Consider the following 21,196-nt stretch of genomic DNA (forward strand, 5'->3'; position numbering starts at 1 on the left):
AGTCGAATGCAATCGTTTATCATTGCGTGACACTGAAAAATTCATTAGATACATTAAGATAATACAACGTATCGATAATAATGAAATTGGAAATATTCTTTATGGTAAAGCGCTAGCTAAATTGATTGCTGTTTACATATTTTGCTTTAATACAAACTTAGCCATTAATATCGCTAATGGCAGTTACGATATTGGTTCCACACTTGGACTATTTAATTTAAGTAAATTTAATCTTCAACGTAATTTAGATGAAACGCCTAATTTAATTATAGCACTTTTTAATATACTTAAAGATACTCGTGAAATAAAAATATTACATCCAGAGGTAAATGATGAAATTAAAGGAAACTGGCTTGGAAGAATGGCAATTATATCAGGAAGTCCTGTAAGTAACGTTTATCAAATATTTTGTGAAACAATAAATAAATTACAACTTAAATGATGAAGGTCCCACAACACCCTTCAAGGATGTTGTGGGCCGTGTTTATACTGGCAATTTTTCATCTCTAAGACGTCTGACCTCATCCTCTTCAAAAGCATCTCTTAACAGTTGTAGCTGATCGGGAGGATGAGAAGCAACGCATAATTCGGGCCGATATCGTCAGGATGCTCGAGCATCACATGCACCAGGACTCGCGAGCGATCGACCAGTTCTCTGGCTGAGGGTTGTTCTACGGTGATTTTCATAGATACCTCCGGCGGAGGCTGGTGCAATGGGAAATTCAGGGACAGGACACATACGCAGCGCTCCGCTTCGTGATAAGCAGGTTAACGCCACCACCGGAGACGCCAGGCTCACTGGTGGTGACCCAGACAGGGTTGGCGTACCGGTTATCACGACCCGGCGCTTCTTTCGAAGCCCCTGCCTGAGCCACCATTGAAGGGGCGAGCGCAGGCCGCGCCAGTAGCACTGTAAACATCGCTACCGACACTCGTGATAATTCGGAACGCCAATTCCGGTTGCAGTTTTGCCGCAACGTGGGGACTATAGCGCAAGTCAGCACGCAAAAACTATGCTTATCGCCTCATCACCGAGATCGTTTTATGCGCACCGCATAAAACCTTGTGAGTATTTGAAACCGCATATAGTCATAAATTCAAAAATTATACTGCAATAAATTAATAGGTTAGATCAACATATCGGCTTCAGAGACTACACTAGTAGTGTATACAGGAAGTTTGAATAAAAAAGGGAATATACATTTATATTAATCAATAGCCAAAAAATTACAGCAACGGTCCATTTTCAATTGGCGAAGTTCAGATACCCGCATACCGATAAAACTAAAAAGAAGGCTGCGAAAAATCTCCGCAGCGACCTCTTTAGCATAACGTCATATTGTGAATCATTTTAATTTATTATTTTCTCTCTTTCTAAAACTTCTCTTATATCTTGGAATACAGCAGATATATTTCCTTTAGGGAATCTAATTTGACCAAGACCATTTATGTTAGAAAACTCCTCACATCCTTCTTCTAACAATACAATAGCTCGTTCGAACCCTAATCTTCCTTGAAATAAACCAACTTCATGAATAACATTCATTCTCGCCTGCTTATTTCCATCCATCATTTCATCTTCCGCTGTCATTACAAGAAATGCAATGCAGGCTTGATCTAGCATTTGAGCTAACCTAGTAATATTAGTAACCCCAGCAACGGGGACTCGATTAAACTCATCATAAGGTAACCGTAATTTATCTTGGACAAAATCTTTTAAATCTCGCCACATATAGGAACGTCCATGACCAATAAAAACATTTACACCTCTACGATCTTCCACTTCTGATTTTTTCTCTTTGTTTTTTAGATGATTAGCTAGTTTTATGAGATCTAACCTTAACTCTTTACATGCCGTGTAAGGAGCTTTTATGGCCATAACATCACAGAATATAGATATATGGGGAGGTGTTTGAAATCCATGAGTTAAGGCATTCATATCCCTACTGATAAATTTACCGCTAGGTTTAACATAGCTTAAAATATCACTTCTTTTTAATACCGAGGATTTCTCTATTTTTTCAATCAAATCAGTTAAAAATTTATCATCTTTAATGTTATCTCTATTTGAATATACTATAGATAAAACATCACTCTTACAATTTTCAAATGTAGTGCTAGCTTCAATAGAGTTCTTTTCGTAATCATCCAAATCGATATTATTTGCCTGATTATAGATATAATCAATTACATAGTCGTATTGATACTCAACCCAATCTCCTCGAGATCCCATAGAAAAAGCATCCATCATACCCCATTCAGAGCTGAAAACAGCACCAGCAGGAGGACGATTAAATCCCTTGTAATAAACCCGAGAATGATAGCCTAACCATGAACCTGAAAATGACTTTGCAACATTATCATTAATATTTAAAAATTCGTCTAACTTATCCAGATCAACATCTTCATACGAAATTAACTTATCCGCAATTTTTTGCAATTCATTTGATATGACCATTTTCATTCTCATTATCGATTAATAAAGCACAATGAAACTGATTAGTGTACCTTCTCACCGCAAAGCGTTTCGGTGTTCTGCACCATGCGAACTCACCCCCGGTATCCCAAGGCTTTTCTATTGTATATCATAACATTCAAGTTATTTACTTTTAACGAAATTTTCCTCAGAATGTGACTACAATGTGCTCAACGCATCGAACATATCCTCACCGTTGTTGAATGCATGATCTGGTACTTGAATGAATGATATAACGTCAGATATCAGTTCAAATTGAGCAACCTAATTCGTATAGAACGCATTCTGCCTTCCCTTTCCACAAGGTTTATGAAAATCCCCAAGCATATTTGATTATAAATCAACCATGGAAATGAGTTCTTGAATAGATGTGAGTGCACTTCAGCATCCTGCTTTTGTGTCCTTGAATGTGCCCATAGCCATGTTTTCTAGGCAATGCATCGCTGATAGATTAACGAGTTAGTTCGATTTTCCAGCTTCTGTATTGAACCAGAATTAACATGTTGTTAATTCTGGTTTTCTTTTCTCTCGTGCCGCACTAATCCCTCACCTTCGGCTAAACTGGTTAACAGTCCTCTTTTCTTGTTAAACAGGCCACCGCCATGACAACTGAATACACGCTGATTGAAACCACTCCATCTGCTGAAGACTTCTGCCGCCTGCGCAAAATAGCTGGCTTGTCTGCTCGCCCGCTTGCGGCGGCCGAAATCGGCCTGCCACGTAGCTGCTACGGCGTTCATATCCTTTGGCAGGGCACACCGGTAGGCATGGGGAGGATCGTCGGCGACGGTGCGCTGAATTTTGAAATCGTCGATATCGCCGTCGATCCTGAGCATCAGGGAAAAGGCCTGGGGCGTAAAATTATGGAAGCGCTCGTGTCCTGGTTGAATGCCCATGCGTTTAAAGGCAGCTATGTCTCACTCGTCGCCGACGTTCCGGAGCTGTACGCCAAATTCGGCTTCGAATCCGTACGCCCGGAAAGCGAAGGCATGGCGAGGGTCTGGAAGTAAGTTTCCTTGCAGGAAATCACTGTTGTCCAAATGGCAACTCGTGTCATCTCATACACCCCAGTATGCTGAGCGCCACATTTCTCGTGAGGTCGCCATGACACGCTTTCTCGTCTGCTGTTTTGCCCTGGTTTTACTCTATCCCGCCGGTATTGATATGTATCTGGTGGGATTGCCCCGCATCGCCGCTGATTTACAGGCCAGCGAAGCACAGCTGCACATCGCGTTTTCGGTCTATCTGGCCGGGATGGCAACCGCCATGCTATTCGCCGGAAAAGTGGCAGACCAATCAGGTCGCAAGCCGGTGGCCATTGTCGGGGCGCTGATCTACATCGTCGCTTCTGCTATCTGTTCGCTGGCGGAGAGCGGCACGCCCTTCCTGGTCGGCCGATTTATTCAAGGCGTGGGGGCTGGCTGCTGTTATGTGGTGGCCTTCGCAATCCTGCGTGATACGCTCGACGATCGTCTCCGAGCCAAGGTACTGTCGCTGCTTAATGGCATCACCTGTATCGTGCCGGTGCTCGCACCGGTGATGGGGCATCTGATTATGCTCAAATACCCGTGGCAGAGCCTGTTCTACACGATGATCGGCATGGGCATCGTGGTCTGCCTGCTGTCGGTATTTGTGCTGCGAGAATCGCGCCCGGCGACGATTCCTGCCTCGGCAGGCTATACGTCGGGAGCAGAGTCGCTGGTTAACCGCTTTTTCCTCAGCCGCCTGGCCATCACCACGCTGAGCGTGTCGGTGATCCTCACTTTTGTGAACACCTCACCGGTGCTGCTGATGGAAGTGATGGGCTTCGACCGTGGCGAATACGCCACGACCATGGCGATGACCGCAGGCGTCAGCATGGCAGTGTCGTTCTCGACACCATTTGCCCTAAGCCTGTTTAAGCCACGAACCCTGATGCTGACGTCACAGGTACTGTTCCTGGCGGCAGGCATTGTACTGACGCTTGCAGGCACGCATACCGTGACGCTCTTCGGGCTCACCTTAATATGCGCAGGCTTCTCGGTTGGCTTTGGCGTTGCCATGAGTCAGGCGCTGGGGCCGTTTACGCTACGGGCCGGCGTTGCCAGTTCAGCGCTGGGTATTGCTCAGGTTTGCGGGTCGTCGCTATGGATATGGCTGTCGGCTATCCTCGGTCTCGATGCGTTGAATATGCTGATCGGGATTCTGATTGGCTGTAGCATAGTGAGCATCATGCTGATTATCTCAGTTGCTCCTAACCGGTCTGCGCCAACACATGAAGAAGTCCCTCACCAGTCTCGATCTTAACTTACTGCTCTGCCTGCAGCTTTTGATGCAGGAGCGTAGCGTCACCAAAACCGCCAAACGGATGAACGTCACGCCGTCGGCGGTCAGTAAGTCGCTGTCGAAGCTGCGCGCCTGGTTTGACGATCCCTTGTTTGTGAACACCCCGCTAGGGCTAACGCCAACGCCGCTGATGGTTAGCATGGAGCAAAGTCTGGCCGAGTGGATGCAGATGGGGAATCAACTGCTGGATAAGCCGCATCACGAAACGCCGCGCGGGCTGAAGTTCGATCTGGTTGCCGAGACACCGCTAGTCATGATCATGTTCAACGAACTCTCCAGCCAGATCTACCAACGCTATCCCCAAGCGACCATCAAAGTGCGTAATTGGGATTATGATTCGCTGGATGCGATTATTCGCGGCGAGGTCGACATTGGCTTCACCGGACGCGAAAGCCACCCTCGCTCACGCGAGCTGCTGAGCCTGCTGCCGCTGTCGATAGACTACGAGGTACTCTTTACCGACCTGCCCTGGGTTTGGCTGCGTAAAGACCATCCAGCGCTTCAGGAAGAGTGGAATCTGGAAACGTTCTTGCGCTACCCGCATATCAGCATCTGTTGGGAGCAGAGCGATACCTGGGCGCTGGACGACGTGTTACAGGAGATGGGACGCGAGCGCCATATCGCCTTAAGTCTACCGGGTTTTGAACAGTCGCTATTTATGGCCGCCCAGCCAGACCACCAGATGATTGCGACTGCGCCACGTTATTGCCAGCACCACAACCAGCTGCATAATCTGCCATTAGTCGCTCGCCCTCTGCCGTTCGATGCCGTTCAACGGGAAAAACTGCAGGTGCCGTTTACCCTTCTCTGGCATAAACGAAATAGTCACAACCCGAAAATTATTTGGCTCCGTGATACCCTCAAAGCCTTATACCTCACTGTTTCCTGATTCATTATTCGTAAAAATAATTCGTTTCAGTTAAGGCGAAGTGTAAAAGTCTCGTAATACCCCTTTTCAATCGCATTTTTAGGCAGTAAAACCTGATCATAACTGACGTAAATGTTAATCTCGTCATATCCACAGTCCATTAATCACGGAGCGAAAAATGGCGACGCATTTTGCAAGAGGGATCCTTAAGGACGGACATCTACTATCGGTCAGGCTCTCATCCACCAGCCATAATATCGCACGCCAATTGCCGGCCCATCGACGGACCCGTTACCTGGCTTCCCGCGCGCTGCTGGCGGAATTGCTGTTTATGCTGTACGGCATCAGCGAACTGCCTGAAATCGAGACTCAGGAAGAAGGTAAACCGTACTTTAAGGACAGCCATCTGCCTGATTTTTCTATCGCTTATGCGGGCAACATCGTCGGCGTTGCTCTGACTACCGAAGGCCAGTGCGGCCTCGATATGGAACTGCTGCGCACGCTGCGCAATACGCCGCAGGCCACGATGATGGAAAGCTACCGCTTTACCAGTAATGAGAATCTGTGGATCAACAACCAGAACGATCCACATGAGGCGCGCGCGCAGCTCATCACGCTGCGTCAGAGCGTCCTCAAGCTGTCAGGTGACGTTCATCACGACTCCCCGCAAACACTCCAGCTCCTGCCAGGCTCAGGCCGTCTGCGCTCGGCATTAACCGACCAGCTCGAGGTTATCTGCGATGCGGAGGATGTACTGGTCTGGTCGCTGGCGGCTTCACCGTCTATCGACAAACTAAAGGTTTGGGAGTTTGATGGTAAGTACGGCTGGCGTAGCCTGCCTGATGCCCAGACCCGGGCCAATGAACCTTCGGCACGCCTGATGAGATTCACCAGCCTACCGGCGGAGAAAGCGCTTATACTCAACTGATTCGGCTGGATTTCAGCCGCCAAGATGGAAAGGAGTAGTCATGTCTGAAACGTTGAACGTTGTTACGTTACTGGGAAGCCTGCGCAAAGGCTCATTCAACGGTATGGTCGCTCGTACCCTGCCTAAAATTGCCCCGGCGGGTATGAACGTTTCCGCCCTGCCGTCCATCGGCGATATCCCACTGTATGACGCAGACCTCCAGCAGGAAGACGGTTTCCCGCAGAGCGTCGAAGCGCTAGCAGAACAAATTCGTCAGGCTGATGGCGTGGTCATCGTAACACCGGAGTACAACTATTCTGTGCCGGGTGGCCTGAAGAACGCCATCGACTGGCTTTCTCGCCTGCCGGATCAGCCACTTTCCGGCAAACCGGTACTGATTCAGACCAGCTCCATGGGCGCGATTGGCGGCGCACGCTGCCAGTACCATCTGCGTCAGATTCTGGTGTTCCTGGATGCGATGGTGATGAACAAGCCGGAGTTTATGGGTGGTGTGATTCAGAATAAAGTCGACCCGCAATTGGGTGAAGTGATTGAACAAGGGACGTTGGATCATTTGACCGGTCAGTTGACCGCATTTGGCGAGTATATTCAGCGCGTTAAAGCATAATCCTTGATACCCTCACCCCGACGGGGTGAGGGTCATTTCCATCAATGTGCGTCAATAAACACAATCTTCAGGATAAACAGCAGTGCGACAACAATCACGCACGGGCTGAGGTCGCGGAAGCGGCCGGTACCAATCTTCATCACCAGGTAAGAGATAAAGCCCAGCGCGATACCTTCAGTGATTGAGAAGCTGAACGGCATCATCACGGCGGTAATAAACGCTGGAACGGCTTCGGTCAGATCATCCCACTTCACGCGAGACAGGCTGGATGTCATCAGGACACCCACGTAAATCAGCGCACCCGCAGCCGCGTAGCCCGGCACCATACCCGCCAGCGGCGACAGGAAGATAACCAGCAGGAACAGCAGACCGACGACGACCGCCGTCAGACCAGTACGACCGCCTACGGACACACCGGAGGAGGATTCGATATACGCGGTAACGGAAGAGGTACCGATAAAAGAGCCCGCAACCGAGGAGACGCTATCCACGAACAGCGCCTGCTTCATGCGTGGGAACTTGCCTTTCGCATCGGCCAGGCCGGCTTTATCGGTCACGCCAATCAGCGTACCGGAGGAGTCAAACAGGTTTACCAGCATGAAGGAGAAGATAACTCCAGCCAGACCCAGGTTGAAGGAGCCTGCAAGGTCAACGTGGCCGACCACGGTGGTAATGCTCGGCGGCGCCGAAACGATGCCGCTATAGTGCACATCACCCAGCATCCAGCCCAGCAGCGTAGTCACCACGATAGAGACCAGCACCGCCGCGTGAATGTTGCGGGAGGCCAGAATCGCAATGATAAAGAAGCCCAGCACGCCCAGCAGTACGCTGTGAGAGGTCAGATTACCGATAGAAACCAGCGTGTCCTGGTTCGCGACGATAACGCCCGCGTTTTTCAGGCCCATCATGCCGATGAACAGCCCGATACCGCTGGTGATACCCACACGCAGGCTCACCGGGATATTGGCAATCATCCAGTAACGCACGCGGAAAATCGTCAACAGCAGCAGACCGATAGCGCCCCAGAAGATGGCACCCATACCTACCTGCCACGGCAAGCCCATCGCCTGCACCACCACGAACGCGAAGAATGCGTTCAGGCCCATTGCCGGTGCCAGTGCTACCGGCAGGTTGGCGAATACGCCCATCAGGATACTGCCCAGCGCCGCAATCAGGCAGGTGGTAACGAACACCGCGCTGGTGTCCATGCCAGCAACGCCAAGAATTTGCGGGTTAACGAAAACGATGTAGACCATCGTCAGGAAGGTCGTGAAACCGGCGATCACTTCGGTACGTGCCGTCGTGCCGTGCTCGCGCAGCTTAAACACGCGCTCCAGTATCCCCTGACCGGAAGCCGGGGTGGTGTGTTGTTGACTCATTATTAATTTCCGCAGACATGGAAGGAAAATTCGTCGCTATCCTATACCAAAATGCGACAATAGGCGCGGTTGTGAGATACTTTTTTTCATTGATTTTGCTTATACGGCAACGATTGCGTCTCCCAATTCGGCATTACGTAAACGTTAAACTTGTTAAAAAGGAAATGACATGTCCGGAGTTGAAGCGGTTTTTTTCGACTGTGACGGTACGCTGGTAGACAGCGAAGTGATCTGTTCACGGGCCTACGTCCATATGTTTAAAACATTTGGCATCACGCTCGATCTGGAAGAGATTTTTAAACGTTTCAAGGGCGTAAAGCTCTACGAGATTATCGACATCATCAACGATGAGCACGGTACTCAGTTAGAAAAAGCTGAGCTAGAACCGGTTTACCGCGCCGAGGTCGCACGCCTGTTCGACACCGAGCTGGAAGTGATCGCCGGGGCGAATGCGCTGCTCGACGCAGTTAGCGTGCCGATGTGCGTCGTATCAAACGGCCCGGTCAGCAAAATGCAGCATTCGCTGGGCAAGCTGGGGATGTTGCATCATTTCCCGGAGAAGCTATTCAGCGGCTACGACATCCAACGCTGGAAGCCTGACCCGGCGCTGATGCACCATGCGGCAAAAGCGATGAACGTGGATGTGGAGAAGTGTATTCTGGTGGATGACTCTACCGCTGGCGCACAGTCGGGGATTGATGCGGGTATGGAGGTGTTCTATTTCTGCGCCGACCCGCACAACAAACCGATTAACCATCCAAAGGTGACGACGTTTACCGATCTCGCGGAACTGCCTGCGCTGTGGAAAGCGCGCGGGTGGGATATTACGCAATAACGCCTGATGGCGCGAAGCTTATCGGGCCGACAACCTTAGCCCGCCTGAGCGCAGCAACGATAGAGAACAAAAAACCTGCCGAGGCAGGTTTTTTTAACGCGTTTTAAGCGATCACTCTTTCGGGTCTTTTCCCGCCAGCAGCTTATCCAGCTCATCACCGCCCACGTGACGGAAGTCTTGCCCCTTCACGAAGTAGAAGATGTATTCGCAGATATTCTGGCAGCGGTCGCCGATACGCTCGATAGAGCGCGCACAGAACAGCGCGGTCAGCACGCTTGGAATGGTGCGCGAGTCTTCCATCATGTAGGTCATCAACTGACGCACGATGCCTTCATATTCCTGGTCAACTTTCTTATCTTCACGATAAATACGCACCGCTTCGTCGAGATCCATACGCGCGAACGCATCCAGCACGTCATGCAGCATCTGCACGGTGTGGCGGCCCAATGACTCCAGACTGACCAGCAGCGGCTGGTGCTGTTGGGAGAATTTCTCCAGCGCAGTACGGCAGATTTTATCCGCGACGTCACCAATACGTTCCAGCTCGGCGATGGTTTTGATAATCGCCATCACCAGACGCAGGTCGCTCGCCGTTGGCTGGCGCTTGGCGATGATGCGCACGCAGGCTTCATCAATCGCCACTTCCATCATGTTGACGTGCTTATCGCCGTCGATGACGCGCTTCGCCAGTTCGCTATCCTGGTTGTGCATGGCGGTAATCGCATCAGAAAGCTGCTGCTCTACCATGCCGCCCATGGTCATCACCTGGGTGCGGATGCTTTCCAGTTCTGCGTTGAACTGGCCGGAAATATGTTTATTAAGGTTTAAATTATCCACAGTTCTCTCCCGATCAACCGTAGCGGCCAGTAATGTAATCTTCAGTTTGTTTCTTCGCAGGCTTGGTGAACAGATCGTCCGTGTTACTGAACTCAATCAACTCGCCCAGGTACATAAATGCCGTGTGATCGGAGCAACGTGCAGCCTGCTGCATGTTGTGGGTCACGATAACTACGGTGTAGTCCTCTTTCAGCTCGGTGATAAGCTCCTCGATACGCCCGGTAGAGATCGGGTCAAGGGCTGAACACGGCTCATCCAGCAGTAGAACTTCCGGGCGAATCGCGATACCGCGCGCGATGCACAGACGCTGCTGCTGACCACCGGAGAGAGAGTACCCGCTCTGGTGCAGTTTATCCTTGGTTTCGTTCCATAATGCGGCCTTGGTCAAAGCCCACTGCACGCGTTCGTCCATGTCGGTACGCGACAGCTTTTCAAACAGGCGCACGCCGAAGGCGATGTTGTCGTAGATAGACATCGGGAACGGCGTTGGCTTCTGGAACACCATACCCACTTTGGCACGCAGCAGGGCGATATCCTGGGTATTAGTGAGAATATTGTCGCCATCCAGCAGAATTTCACCTTCCGCGCGCTGCTCTGGGTACAGTTCAAACATTTTGTTGAAGGTACGCAGCAGCGTTGACTTCCCGCAGCCTGACGGGCCGATAAACGCTGTCACCTGGTTTTTGGCAATATCCAGGTTGATGTTCTTCAGGGCATGGAATTTGCCGTAGTAGAAGTTCAGGTCACGTACTGAAATTTTACCCGGAGTTGTGTTCACCATACTCATCTCAATCTCTTCCTCATCCAGCGCCGCCGTCGTTGGCCGCGCCGTAAAAAATTAACCGTGTTTCTTCTTCGCGAAAATAACGCGCGCCAGAATGTTCAGCAGCAGTACGCACAGAGTGATAATCAACACCCCGGCCCAGGCCAGTTGCTGCCACTCAGCAAACGGGCTCATCGCAAATTTAAAGATGGTCACCGGCAGGTTGGCGATGGGCTGCATCATGTCGGTGCTCCAGAACTGGTTGGAGAGCGCGGTAAACAGCAGCGGAGCCGTTTCACCAGCAATACGCGCAATAGCCAGCAGGATACCGGTCATAATCCCGGAGATAGACGCTTTCAGCGTAATCGCGGAGATCATTCGCCATTTCGGCGTGCCCAGCGCGTAGGCTGCTTCACGCAGGCTATCCGGCACCAGTTTGAGCATGTTCTCGGTAGTACGAATAACGATAGGCACCTGCAGCAGCGCCAGCGCAATCACGCCCGCCCAGCCGGAGAAGTGCTGCATCTGCGCCACCACGATGGTGTAAACGAACAGACCGACCACGATGGATGGCGCGGAAAGCAAAATATCGTTAATAAAACGGATAACTTCAGCAAGCCAGGACTTGCGGCCATACTCCGCCAGATAGATGCCCGCCATAATGCCCAGTGGAGTACCAATAACGGTCGACCACAGGATCAGCAGGCCGCTGCCCGCCAGGGCGTTAGCTAGACCACCGCCCGCGGTGTTTGGCGGCGGGGTCATTTCGGTAAACAGCGCCAGCGACATACCGTCGATGCCGCGAGTCACGGTGGACATCAGGATCCACACCAGCCAGAACAGACCGAAGATCATGGTGGCCATTGAGAGCGTCAGCGCAATGCGGTTTTTCATGCGTCGACGCGCCTGCATCTTGCGGCGAGACTCAGCCAGCGCGGCGGTGCTTTGCATTTCCAGCGTCGTCATTAGCGTGCCCCCTCATTCTTCGCCAGGCGCATAATCATGAACTTCGATGCCGCCAGCACGATAAAGGTAATCGCAAACAGGATAAGCCCCAGTTCCATCAACGCGGAGACATGCAGACCAGATTCCGCTTCAGCGAATTCATTCGCCAACGCGGAGGTAATACTGTTGCCCGGCATATACAGCGAAACGCTGTCGAGCTGGTAGGTGTTACCGATGATAAAGGTCACCGCCATGGTTTCACCCAGCGCACGGCCCAGGCCGAGCATGACGCCGCCTATCACCCCGTTTTTGGTAAACGGCAGCACGATACGCCAGATAACTTCCCAGGTGGTGCAGCCAATGCCGTAGGCTGACTCTTTCATCATCACCGGGGTTTGTTCGAACACATCACGCATAACGGCGGAGATATACGGGATTATCATGATGGCGAGGATAACCCCTGCCGCCAGGATACCGATACCAAACGCCGGGCCGGAGAACAACGCACCGACAAACGGGATGTTAGAAAGAATATTGCCGACTGGCTCCTGGAAGTAGGTCGCGAACAGCGGAGCAAAGATAAACAGGCCCCACATACCGTAAACAATGCTGGGAATGGCCGCCAGCAGTTCAATCGCGATACCTAACGGGCGTTTCAGCCAGTTGGGTGCCAGTTCAGTCAGGAAGAGTGCGATACCGAAGCTCACCGGAACGGCGATCAGCAGCGCGATAAAGGAGGTCACGAGCGTACCGTAAATCGGTACCAGCGCACCGAAGACATCGTTAGGCGCATCCCACTCTTTGGTCCACAGGAAGGCGAAGCCGAACTTCTCCATACTTGGCCATGAAGAGATGATAAGAGAGACGATAATCCCGCCCAACATCAATAGCACAATCAGCGCAGCCAGTCTTACCAGCGCGCTGAATATCATGTCACCCTTTTTACCCGGTGGGTTAAAAGCAGGCTTAGTTGCAGCCATAAATCACTCTTTCCAGTTTAAAATCCGCCACGACGTTTACTAGTTGCCCGGCGTTTCCGCCGGGCTACCGTAATCAGTACAGCGCTTTACCGCTGCTGTCTTTTACGTTGGTTTTCCATGCAGCACGAACCTGCTCAACCACGCTCTGAGGCAGAGTGGCGTAATCAAGCTCGTTCGCTTGTTTGCCGCCGTTTTTATACGCCCAGTCAAAGAACTTCAGCACTTCAGCACCCTGCTCAGGTTTCTGCTGTTGTTTATGAACCAGGATGAAGGTGGTAGAGGTAATCGGCCACGCGTTGTCACCTTTCTGGTTAGTCAGGTCCTGCGCGAAGGATTTGCTCCAGTCAACGCCTTTAGCGGCGTTAGCAAAGTTGTCTTCAGTCGGGCTAACCGGCTTGCCATCAGCAGAAACCAGTTTGGTGTAAGCCAGGTTGTTCTGCTTAGCGTAAGCATATTCAACATAGCCGATGGAACCTGGCAGACGCTGTACGAATGCCGCGATACCGTCGTTACCTTTACCGCCCAGACCGGTCGGCCAGTTTACAGTAGAGCCCGCGCCAATTTTGGATTTCCACTCTTCGTTCACTTTAGACAGGTAGCTGGTGAACACGAAGGAGGTACCGGAACCATCAGCACGACGCACAACGGCGATGTTCTGAGAAGGCAGCTTAACGCCTGGGTTCAGTTTGGTGATGGCTTCGTCATCCCACTTCTTGATTTTACCCAGGTAGATGTCGCCCAGGGTTTTACCGTCAAGCACCAGCTCGCCGGATTTCAGGCCAGGGATATTAACAGCCAGAACGACACCGCCGATAACGGTCGGGAACTGGAACAGGCCTTCCTGAGCCAGTTTCTCGTCAGACAGCGGAGCATCGGATGCGCCGAAATCAACGGTGTTAGCGGTAATTTGTTTTACGCCACCGGAGGAGCCGATACCCTGGTAGTTTACTTTGCTACCGGTCTCTTTCTGATAGGTATCTGCCCATTTGGCATACACTGGCGCCGGGAAGGTTGCACCTGCACCCGTCAGGCTTGCTGCAGCTCCAGCTGCGAAAGCGCTCATCGATAAGGTCGCGGCGACAACAGTTGCGACAGTGGTACGCATAACTTTCATAATGTCTCCTGCAAGAATCCGTAAATGATTGTTTAGTGGCTACGAGGAGCAAAATAGGACAATCAGGTGACAGTTATATGTAAGGTTTATTACAGTTTAATGACAACGAAAACCATGCGAAAAATAATATTATTAAATAATTATAAATCAGTTGGTTACGAAAATAATTTACAATGAAATTACGGCAAAATTTTCTTTTTATGACAGCCCAAAAGTCATGGTTTATGACAACTTCTGGCGATAAAAAAAAATCCGGCTGTGCCTAAAGCAGAGCCGGATCGTTTTAACTAAACGAACTTATTCGACGGTAACCGACTTCGCCAGGTTACGCGGCTGATCCACATCGGTGCCTTTAATCAGCGCCACGTGGTAAGCCAGCAGCTGTAGCGGCACGGTGTAGAAAATAGGTGCAATCACCTCTTCCACATGCGGCATCTCGATGATGTGCATATTGTCGCTGTTGCTGAACGCCGCATCTTTGTCGGCAAACACGTACAGCTCACCGCCGCGCGCGCGCACCTCTTCAATGTTGGATTTCAGTTTTTCCAGCAGTTCGTTATTTGGCGCAACCACGATAACCGGCATGTCCGCGTCGATAAGCGCCAGCGGGCCGTGTTTCAGCTCGCCTGCGGCATACGCTTCCGCGTGAATGTAGGAGATCTCTTTGAGCTTCAGCGCACCTTCTAGCGCGATCGGATACTGATCGCCACGTCCCAGGAACAGCGCGTGATGCTTGTCGGAGAAATCTTCTGCAAGCAGCTCAATGCGTTTGTCCTGCGACAGCATCTGCTCAATGCGGCTTGGCAGCGCCTGCAGCGCATGAACAATCTCATGCTCTACGGAGGCATCCGCCCCTTTCAGGCGCGCCATCTTCGCCACCAGCATCAACAGTACCGTCAGCTGAGTGGTAAACGCTTTGGTGGACGCCACGCCAATTTCCGCCCCGGCATTGGTCATAATCGCCAGATCGGACTCACGCACCAGCGACGAGCCAGCAACGTTACAAATCGCCAATGAGCCCAGATAACCCAGCTCTTTGGTCAGGCGCAGGCCTGCCAGCGTGTCGGCGGTTTCGCCAGACTGCGACAGGGTGATGACCAGGCTGTTCGGGCGAACGGCCGATTTGCGATAGCGGAATTCCGAGGCGATTTCGACGTCGCACGGCATACCGGCCAGTGATTCAAACCAGTAGCGTGCGACCATCCCGGAGTTATAGGACGTGCCGCAGGCGATAATCTGGATATGCTCAACGCGAGAAAGCAGCGCGTCGGCCTGTGGGCCCAGCTCGCTGAGATCCACTTCGCCGTGGCTAATACGCCCGGTTAAGGTGTTTTTGATGGCGTTAGGCTGTTCGTAGATCTCTTTCTGCATGTAGTGGCGATAGATACCTTTATCGCCCGCATCGTATTGCAGGTTAGATTCGATTTCCTGACGCTTCACGCTGGCACCAGATTTGTCGAAGACCGCGACCGAACGGCGCGTCACTTCGGCGATATCGCCCTCTTCCAGGAAGATAAAGCGGCGGGTGACCGGCAGCAGCGCCAGTTGATCAGAAGCGATAAAGTTCTCGCCCATGCCGAGGCCGATAACCAGCGGGCTACCAGAGCGCGCAGCCAGCAGCGTGCTTGGGTCGCGGGAATCCATGATTACCGTGCCGTAGGCACCGCGAAGTTGCGGGATAGCGCGTAGTACCGCTTCACGCAGCGTACCGCCCTGTTCCATCTCCCAGTGCACCAGGTGAGCGATCACCTCGGTATCGGTCGCTGAAACAAAAACATAGCCACGCGCTTGCAGCATTTCGCGCAGCGGTTCGTGGTTTTCGATGATGCCGTTATGCACCACCGCAATGTGGTCAGAAACATGCGGATGCGCGTTGCCTTCCGACGGTTCGCCGTGGGTTGCCCAGCGGGTATGAGCAATACCGGTGCCGCCCACCAGCGGATGTTCTTCCGCAGCTTGTGACAGCATCTGGACTTTCCCCAGACGACGCAGGCGGGTCATATGACCTTCGGCGTCCACCACGGCCAGACCCGCAGAGTCATAACCACGGTATTCCAGGCGACGGAGACCTTCGAGAAGGATTTCAGCTACATCACGTTGCGCGACTGCGCCAACAATTCCACACATAGTTTTCTATTCCGATTTTGGCATTATGCCATGCGTTGTCGGTCAACCTGTTGCCCGTATTCCGGGCGCCCCGAGCCTTGTAGAGAGTGGGGTTATTTTTATAGGTACTGCTTTTGGGCGGGAGATTATGTTATCTCCTCACCCATGTAGACCTGTATCAGGTCTACAGAAATTACTTTTTCTTCACCGGGCGCTGCCAGCCTTGCTTGTGTACCTGCGGTACGCGGCTCAGCACCAGTTCGTTATCGGCAACGTCGCGGGTCACGGTAGTGCCAGCCGCGATGGTCACGCCTTTACCAATGGTGACCGGCGCCACCAACTGGCTGTCGGAACCGACAAAGACGTCGTCGCCAATAATCGTTTTAAACTTGTTGGCGCCATCATAGTTGCAGGTAATGGTACCCGCACCGATGTTCACGTTGTCGCCAATTTCCGCGTCGCCAAGGTAGGTCAGGTGACCAGCTTTCGAGCCTTTACCCAGACGCGCTTTTTTCATTTCGACGAAGTTACCCACGTGCGCGCCTTCCAGCAGCTCAGCGCCTGGACGCAGACGGGCAAACGGGCCGATGGTGCAAGCGGCTTCCAGATGAGCATCTTCCACCACGCTGTACGGGCTGATTTCACAGTCGTCGCCGATGGTGGCGTTTTTAATCACGCAGCCAGCGCCAATTTTGACGCGATGGCCCAGCACCACGTTGCCTTCAAGGATAACGTTAGTATCAATTTCGACATCACGCCCGTGAGACAGAGTGCCACGCAGGTCAAAGCGCGCCGGGTCACGCAGCATCACGCCAGCGAGCAGCAGTTTTTCTGCCTGCTCGGACTGATAAATACGCTCAAGACGGGAAAGCTGCAGGCGGTTATTCACGCCGTCAGTTTCGCTGATACGCGCCGGGTGAACCGCAGCAATTTCACGGCCTTCGTGGTATGCCATGGCGATAATATCGGTGATATAAAACTCGCCCTGTGCATTGTTGTTGTTCAGTTTCGCCAGCCAGCGCTTCAGGTCCGCGCCGTTAGCAATCAGGATACCGGTATTGATCTCCTGAATCTGACGCTGTGCGTCGGTGGCATCTTTGTGTTCGACGATACCGGTCACTTTGCCGTTTTCACGAGTAATGCGGCCATAGCCGCTCGGATCGTCCAGCACCACCGTCAGCAGGCCAATTCCGCCCTGCGGCTTGGCTTCGCGCAGGCGTTGCAGCGTCTCAACGGAGATCAGCGGCACGTCGCCGTAGAGCATCAGAATATCTTCGTCATCCGCGAAGAACGGCGCAGCCTGCTGCATCGCATGACCGGTGCCCAGTTGTTCAGCCTGTAGCACCCAGTTCAGGTTGTCGTCGGATAAGGTTTGCTTAAGTAAATCACCGCCGTGACCGTACACCAGGTGAACCCGGTTCGCGCCAACATGATTCGCGGCATCAATAACATGCTGCACCATCGGCTTGCCTGCCAGGGTGTGCAGCACTTTTGGGAGATCGGAATACATACGCGTGCCTTTGCCTGCGGCAAGGATCACAACGCTCATGGTACGGTTAGACATAGGTATCCTGTCTGTAGATTAAGTATGAAGTAAACCGGGTTAACGTTGAAAATTCTACATATTTTTCGCCATGAAATGGCTTGATGATAAAACGTTCAACATCCCCTTTCGAACTGATTTTCTTCCCTTATTTTCGTCCATATCAAACGCGTTTGTCTTGTAAGAATTCGGCTCAATCGCCAGATAGCGCGCTATCTCTCTGCTTATATTGTTTTTTTGATACCTGAATAAAGAAACCCGTAATTTAAAACACCGTTTTATTTACTCATTATTGTGACGAACAAAAAAGAAACAGCGTTTTGATTTGTTGATAATTACGGCGCTCAACCATTCAGGAAGATGATATGAAAAAGAAAATACCTCTGGCTCTGACGCTTTGTAGCGCAGCACTCTCTCTTTCGGCACACGCCCAGGCGCCCCAGCAATGGAAGGCGATCGCTTTTGGACAATCCACTGATCTCAACTTCTCCTCTAACGTGTTGCCGGAGAAAGTGGGAGTTAACAACGTGACGATTGACGGTAAAACACTGACATCAGAGCAGATTGCCTCACTCAGCAAACCTATCACCATTGAAAGCCGTGGCGGTAAGATTGCCAACTCACATGACGGTCTGACCTTTTTCTACACCGCGCTGCCGAGCGATGAGAATTTTGTTCTCTCCGCCACGGTAACCGTCGATCAGTTTGGCCCGGAGAATGGGGCAAAACCTGCGGCCCAGGAAGGTGCTGGACTACTCGTGCGCGACATTATTGGCATTCCTCGCCAGGAACCGTTGAAAGAGGGTTATGAAGAGTTTCCTGCGGCATCGAATATGGTGATGAACGCCATTATGACCCAGGATAAAAAAGACGATTATCGCGTGAAGCTACAGGCTATCTCGCGCAACGGCATCACCCAACCGTGGGGTAATGCGGGCTCTGAGATTAAAAAGGTAAGCTACAAGGAAGGCGTTGACCTGCGAGAGTCTCCGGCCTTCCGCCTTAAGCTCGAGCGAACCAACGAGGGCTTTATTACCGCCTGGGCGCCGGTTGGCAGCGAAGAGTGGATAACTCAACAGGTACCGAATGCCGATCTGATTTCGGTTCAGGATAAAAAGCAGTACTACGTAGGTTTCTTTGCCTCCCGTAACGCGAAAATCACCGTGAGTGATGCCTCGCTGACCACGTCGACAGCCCAGACCGTCGCTTCGAAGCCGTTTATAGCAAAATCCTGGCCGGTGGTGATGCAGCTCGCATCCGGCAGTCAGAGCGCCGGGCCAAACTACACCTTACAGGCGCGAGCTAACTACGATGGTCTGTTCTCAGTGCGCCAGAACGAAGTGGTGATCGGGGAGAATAAACCGGTGAAAGCCGGCGAGATGTTTACCCTGCCAACCACGCTTAAAGACAATAACAGCTTCCAGATTACATTTACCCCCACCAGCGGCAGCGATCGTTCGCCGGTTGAGCAGGAGCTTACCGTCAGCCAGCACAAAGCTGCGGCAAACAGCACGCTGTACGCCGCTGCAAATGGTAAAGCCGATGCCAAAGGCACGGCAGAAGCGCCTCTGGATTTAACCACCGCCATCGCGCTTGTGCCACCGGGCGGTAAAGTGGTGCTGGCAGCAGGCGACTATGCAAAAACGGATATCCCACTCTCCGCAAGCGGACTTGAGAATGGACGTAAAACGCTGGAAGCCAACGGTAAAGCGGTTATCCACGGTATGTTGCTGGACGGTCACTACTGGACGATTCGTGGTATCGATATCACCGACAAGAGCCTGCGTATTCAGGGAAGCCATAACCTTATCGAAAACGTCACGGCCTATCACAACGACGATACCGGGATTCAGATCTCTTCCGCCGATAAGATCGGTCGCCCGCTCTGGGCAAGCCATAACCGCGTGGTGAACTCAGAGTCTTACAGTAATGAAGATCCGGGTAAGATCAACGCCGACGGTTTTGCGGTGAAGATGCGCGTGGGCGAAGGTAACCGCCTGGAAGGGTGCTATTCCCACGATAACATCGACGACGGTTTCGATCTGTTCAACAAGATTGAAGATGGCGCCAACGGCGTGGTGGTGATTGAGAACTCGATTGCCCGCAATAACACCAGCAACGGCTTCAAGCTCGGTGGCGAAGGCCAGCCGGTGGCCCACGAAATCCGCAATAGCATTGCTATTGGCAACCATCTCGATGGTTTCACCGATAACTTCAACCCAGGCAGGCTGGTGGTGGTGAATAACGTTGCCGTAGATAACCAGCGCTTCAACTTTATCTTCCGCCCAAGCCCGTACGGGGATGCCGAAACTCAGGGCGTGTTCAGCGACAACATTTCGCTGCGCAGCCAGCCGGGGAAATATGACGATGCGGTAGTGGGGAACGTTGATGCCACCAACTACTTCATCGAGAAGGGAAAAAGCGTCAATACGGAAGGGAAGGAACTGCGCGCGGAAGATTTCCAGTCGCTGTCATTACCGCAGCCGCTGAAACGCAATGCGGACGGGAGTTTTGATACCGGGAATTTCCTGGCTAAGGATTGAGAAACCACTTCCCCGGCGGTGCTTCGCTTGGTCGGGCTACATGATTGGGTAGCCCGGACGAGGTGCGCTAGCACCGACTCCGGGAAATTCTCCGGCCTACAAAATACAAAGGTCGCCGTGAGGCGACCTTCTTCATTTTTGGTTCTGTTTACACCGCATGTGTTGTGGTTTTCGTTAGCGGTACAGCGCTTAACAGAACGGCATCTGACCTACAGGTGAGGCGGCCAGTGCGGTCATCAACCTTACTGGTTGAAAGTACCGAAAGAGATGTTCATAGCGCTGAAAAGGGCGATGATTTTGTTGATCAGTTTCATGATTTTAATCCTGCGATAGTAGTGGTGTTTTCTGTGACTCATGTCACAAAAAGAAGTCTACTCCTCCCATTTTTATCGATCAACATTTTTGTGATTCAAATCACAAAATATTTAAAATACCTTTTCAGTTTCATTTAAATTAAAACAAGACATAAAAAAAGCCAGCCTGGAAACCAGGCTGGCTTTTGGACTTTCAAGCCGGTGTTACATCGCTTTTTTGGTCAACTCGATAACGCGCAGTTTAGCGATAGCTTTGGCCAGTTCCGCAGACGCCTGAGCGTAATCCACGTCACCATGAGAGCTCTTAATGTGCTCTTCAGCCTTACGCTTCGCTTCAATCGCGCGCGCTTCGTCGAGGTCCTGACCGCGAATTGCGGTATCAGCCAGAACGGTCACGCTGCCAGACTGCACTTCAAGAATGCCGCCGGACAGATAGATAAACTCTTCGTGACCGTGCTGTTTAACGATGCGAATCATACCAGGCTTAATGGCGGTGAGCAGCGGGGCGTGGCCCGGGTAAATACCCAGCTCACCTTCGCTACCCGTTACCTGGATTTTCTCGACCAGACCAGAGAACATTTGTTGCTCTGCGCTGACGACGTCCAGGTGGTAAGTCATTGCCATATCACCCTC

General features: G+C 51.7%; 18 protein-coding genes and 2 pseudogenes. 8 read left to right on the top strand and 12 right to left on the bottom strand.

Annotated elements, in window-relative coordinates; genetic code table 11:
• Nucleotides 1-442 (top strand): hypothetical protein (locus GKAS_RS25085; protein WP_035893585.1); only part of this gene is annotated, 442 nt, incomplete at its 5' end.
• Between the two features lie 42 nt (nt 443-484).
• Here GKAS_RS25085 and GKAS_RS08910 read toward each other — a convergent pair.
• The 3 genes and pseudogenes from GKAS_RS08910 to GKAS_RS08915 all read right to left on the bottom strand — a co-directional run bounded on the left by GKAS_RS08910 (nt 485) and on the right by GKAS_RS08915 (nt 2,464).
• A pseudogene (locus tag GKAS_RS08910) lies at nt 485-687 on the bottom strand (hypothetical protein).
• Nucleotides 688-770: 83 nt separating this feature from the next.
• A pseudogene (locus tag GKAS_RS25465) lies at nt 771-890 on the bottom strand (ash family protein); the annotation flags it as partial.
• Nucleotides 891-1,351: 461 nt separating this feature from the next.
• Complete coding sequence (locus GKAS_RS08915) at nt 1,352-2,464, bottom strand: TIR domain-containing protein (RefSeq protein WP_246870728.1); 1,113 nt, start codon at nt 2,462-2,464, stop codon at nt 1,352-1,354.
• Between the two features lie 614 nt (nt 2,465-3,078).
• On the opposite strand from GKAS_RS08915, the gene GKAS_RS08920 reads away from it, so the two are divergent.
• From GKAS_RS08920 to GKAS_RS08940, 5 genes are all read left to right on the top strand, one after another.
• Nucleotides 3,079-3,486 carry a GNAT family N-acetyltransferase gene (locus tag GKAS_RS08920; RefSeq protein WP_035893589.1) on the top strand — a complete coding sequence of 136 codons (408 nt, stop codon included), beginning with the start codon at nt 3,079-3,081 and terminating at the stop codon, nt 3,484-3,486.
• Between the two features lie 94 nt (nt 3,487-3,580).
• Entirely contained in the window at nt 3,581-4,762 is a 1,182-nt protein-coding gene (locus GKAS_RS08925) for an MFS transporter (protein ID WP_035893590.1), read from the top strand.
• Nucleotides 4,731-5,690 carry an HTH-type transcriptional regulator YidZ gene (yidZ, locus tag GKAS_RS08930; RefSeq protein WP_035893591.1) on the top strand — a complete coding sequence of 320 codons (960 nt, stop codon included), beginning with the start codon at nt 4,731-4,733 and terminating at the stop codon, nt 5,688-5,690. The genes GKAS_RS08925 and yidZ overlap by 32 nt, the downstream gene beginning before the upstream one ends.
• A gap of 157 nt (nt 5,691-5,847) precedes the next feature.
• Nucleotides 5,848-6,597 (top strand): 4'-phosphopantetheinyl transferase family protein, encoded by a 750-nt coding sequence (locus GKAS_RS08935; protein ID WP_035893592.1) that lies wholly within the window; start codon nt 5,848-5,850, stop codon nt 6,595-6,597.
• A 40-nt stretch (nt 6,598-6,637) separates the two neighbouring features.
• Nucleotides 6,638-7,204, top strand: coding sequence for an NADPH-dependent FMN reductase (locus tag GKAS_RS08940; protein ID WP_035893594.1), 567 nt, complete (start codon nt 6,638-6,640; stop codon nt 7,202-7,204).
• Nucleotides 7,205-7,245: 41 nt separating this feature from the next.
• On the opposite strand, the gene adeP is transcribed toward GKAS_RS08940, so the two are convergent.
• Nucleotides 7,246-8,583, bottom strand: a complete 1,338-nt coding sequence (adeP, locus tag GKAS_RS08945; protein ID WP_035893596.1) for an adenine permease AdeP — start codon at nt 8,581-8,583, stop codon at nt 7,246-7,248.
• Nucleotides 8,584-8,752: 169 nt separating this feature from the next.
• Here adeP and yieH point away from each other — a divergent pair, with 169 nt between their 5' ends.
• Nucleotides 8,753-9,418, top strand: coding sequence for a 6-phosphogluconate phosphatase (gene yieH / locus GKAS_RS08950; protein WP_035893598.1), 666 nt, complete (start codon nt 8,753-8,755; stop codon nt 9,416-9,418).
• Between the two features lie 111 nt (nt 9,419-9,529).
• On the opposite strand, the gene phoU is transcribed toward yieH, so the two are convergent.
• From phoU to glmU, 7 genes are all read right to left on the bottom strand, one after another.
• Entirely contained in the window at nt 9,530-10,255 is a 726-nt protein-coding gene (gene phoU / locus GKAS_RS08955) for a phosphate signaling complex protein PhoU (protein WP_012907987.1), read from the bottom strand.
• A 13-nt stretch (nt 10,256-10,268) separates the two neighbouring features.
• Nucleotides 10,269-11,042 (bottom strand): phosphate ABC transporter ATP-binding protein PstB, encoded by a 774-nt coding sequence (gene pstB, locus GKAS_RS08960; RefSeq protein ID WP_035893601.1) that lies wholly within the window; start codon nt 11,040-11,042, stop codon nt 10,269-10,271.
• A 51-nt stretch (nt 11,043-11,093) separates the two neighbouring features.
• Nucleotides 11,094-11,984 (bottom strand): phosphate ABC transporter permease PstA, encoded by an 891-nt coding sequence (gene pstA, locus GKAS_RS08965; RefSeq protein WP_035893603.1) that lies wholly within the window; start codon nt 11,982-11,984, stop codon nt 11,094-11,096.
• On the bottom strand, nt 11,984-12,943 hold the full coding sequence (gene pstC / locus GKAS_RS08970) for a phosphate ABC transporter permease PstC (RefSeq protein WP_035893604.1): 960 nt from the start codon (nt 12,941-12,943) through the stop codon (nt 11,984-11,986). Before pstC ends, pstA begins: the two co-directional genes overlap by 1 nt.
• 73 nt (nt 12,944-13,016) lie before the next feature.
• Nucleotides 13,017-14,057 carry a phosphate ABC transporter substrate-binding protein PstS gene (pstS, locus tag GKAS_RS08975; RefSeq protein ID WP_035893606.1) on the bottom strand — a complete coding sequence of 347 codons (1,041 nt, stop codon included), beginning with the start codon at nt 14,055-14,057 and terminating at the stop codon, nt 13,017-13,019.
• A gap of 297 nt (nt 14,058-14,354) precedes the next feature.
• Complete coding sequence (glmS, locus tag GKAS_RS08980; RefSeq protein WP_035893607.1) at nt 14,355-16,184, bottom strand: glutamine--fructose-6-phosphate transaminase (isomerizing); 1,830 nt, start codon at nt 16,182-16,184, stop codon at nt 14,355-14,357.
• Nucleotides 16,185-16,356: 172 nt separating this feature from the next.
• Nucleotides 16,357-17,727 carry a bifunctional UDP-N-acetylglucosamine diphosphorylase/glucosamine-1-phosphate N-acetyltransferase GlmU gene (gene glmU, locus GKAS_RS08985; RefSeq protein WP_035893609.1) on the bottom strand — a complete coding sequence of 457 codons (1,371 nt, stop codon included), beginning with the start codon at nt 17,725-17,727 and terminating at the stop codon, nt 16,357-16,359.
• A 344-nt stretch (nt 17,728-18,071) separates the two neighbouring features.
• On the opposite strand from glmU, the gene GKAS_RS08990 reads away from it, so the two are divergent.
• The gene (locus tag GKAS_RS08990) at nt 18,072-20,249 is read left to right on the top strand and encodes a right-handed parallel beta-helix repeat-containing protein (RefSeq protein ID WP_035893610.1); all 2,178 of its coding nucleotides are present in this window, start codon (nt 18,072-18,074) and stop codon (nt 20,247-20,249) included.
• 518 nt (nt 20,250-20,767) lie between these two features.
• Here GKAS_RS08990 and GKAS_RS08995 read toward each other — a convergent pair.
• On the bottom strand, nt 20,768-21,187 hold the full coding sequence (locus GKAS_RS08995; protein ID WP_035893612.1) for a F0F1 ATP synthase subunit epsilon: 420 nt from the start codon (nt 21,185-21,187) through the stop codon (nt 20,768-20,770).
• Between the last annotated feature and the right edge of the window lie 9 nt (nt 21,188-21,196).

The sequence above is a fragment of the Kluyvera ascorbata ATCC 33433 genome, from assembly GCF_000735365.1.
GTDB classification, from domain to species: Bacteria; Pseudomonadota; Gammaproteobacteria; order Enterobacterales; family Enterobacteriaceae; genus Kluyvera; species Kluyvera ascorbata.

What these genes read in the sequence shown, in the direction of transcription:
- GKAS_RS08920 (WP_035893589.1), top strand. Translation starts at nt 3,079, where the DNA reads ATGACAACTGAATACACGCTGATTGAAACCACTCCATCTGCTGAAGAC.
- GKAS_RS08995 (WP_035893612.1), bottom strand. Translation starts at nt 21,187, where the DNA reads ATGGCAATGACTTACCACCTGGACGTCGTCAGCGCAGAGCAACAAATG.
- glmS (WP_035893607.1), bottom strand. Translation starts at nt 16,184, where the DNA reads ATGTGTGGAATTGTTGGCGCAGTCGCGCAACGTGATGTAGCTGAAATC.
- pstB (WP_035893601.1), bottom strand. Translation starts at nt 11,042, where the DNA reads ATGAGTATGGTGAACACAACTCCGGGTAAAATTTCAGTACGTGACCTG.
- pstA (WP_035893603.1), bottom strand. Translation starts at nt 11,984, where the DNA reads ATGACGACGCTGGAAATGCAAAGCACCGCCGCGCTGGCTGAGTCTCGC.
- pstC (WP_035893604.1), bottom strand. Translation starts at nt 12,943, where the DNA reads ATGGCTGCAACTAAGCCTGCTTTTAACCCACCGGGTAAAAAGGGTGAC.
- GKAS_RS08990 (WP_035893610.1), top strand. Translation starts at nt 18,072, where the DNA reads ATGAAAAAGAAAATACCTCTGGCTCTGACGCTTTGTAGCGCAGCACTC.
- adeP (WP_035893596.1), bottom strand. Translation starts at nt 8,583, where the DNA reads ATGAGTCAACAACACACCACCCCGGCTTCCGGTCAGGGGATACTGGAG.
- pstS (WP_035893606.1), bottom strand. Translation starts at nt 14,057, where the DNA reads ATGAAAGTTATGCGTACCACTGTCGCAACTGTTGTCGCCGCGACCTTA.
- GKAS_RS08915 (WP_246870728.1), bottom strand. Translation starts at nt 2,464, where the DNA reads ATGAAAATGGTCATATCAAATGAATTGCAAAAAATTGCGGATAAGTTA.
- glmU (WP_035893609.1), bottom strand. Translation starts at nt 17,727, where the DNA reads ATGTCTAACCGTACCATGAGCGTTGTGATCCTTGCCGCAGGCAAAGGC.
- GKAS_RS08940 (WP_035893594.1), top strand. Translation starts at nt 6,638, where the DNA reads ATGTCTGAAACGTTGAACGTTGTTACGTTACTGGGAAGCCTGCGCAAA.
- yieH (WP_035893598.1), top strand. Translation starts at nt 8,753, where the DNA reads ATGTCCGGAGTTGAAGCGGTTTTTTTCGACTGTGACGGTACGCTGGTA.
- GKAS_RS08935 (WP_035893592.1), top strand. Translation starts at nt 5,848, where the DNA reads ATGGCGACGCATTTTGCAAGAGGGATCCTTAAGGACGGACATCTACTA.
- yidZ (WP_035893591.1), top strand. Translation starts at nt 4,731, where the DNA reads ATGAAGAAGTCCCTCACCAGTCTCGATCTTAACTTACTGCTCTGCCTG.
- GKAS_RS08925 (WP_035893590.1), top strand. Translation starts at nt 3,581, where the DNA reads ATGACACGCTTTCTCGTCTGCTGTTTTGCCCTGGTTTTACTCTATCCC.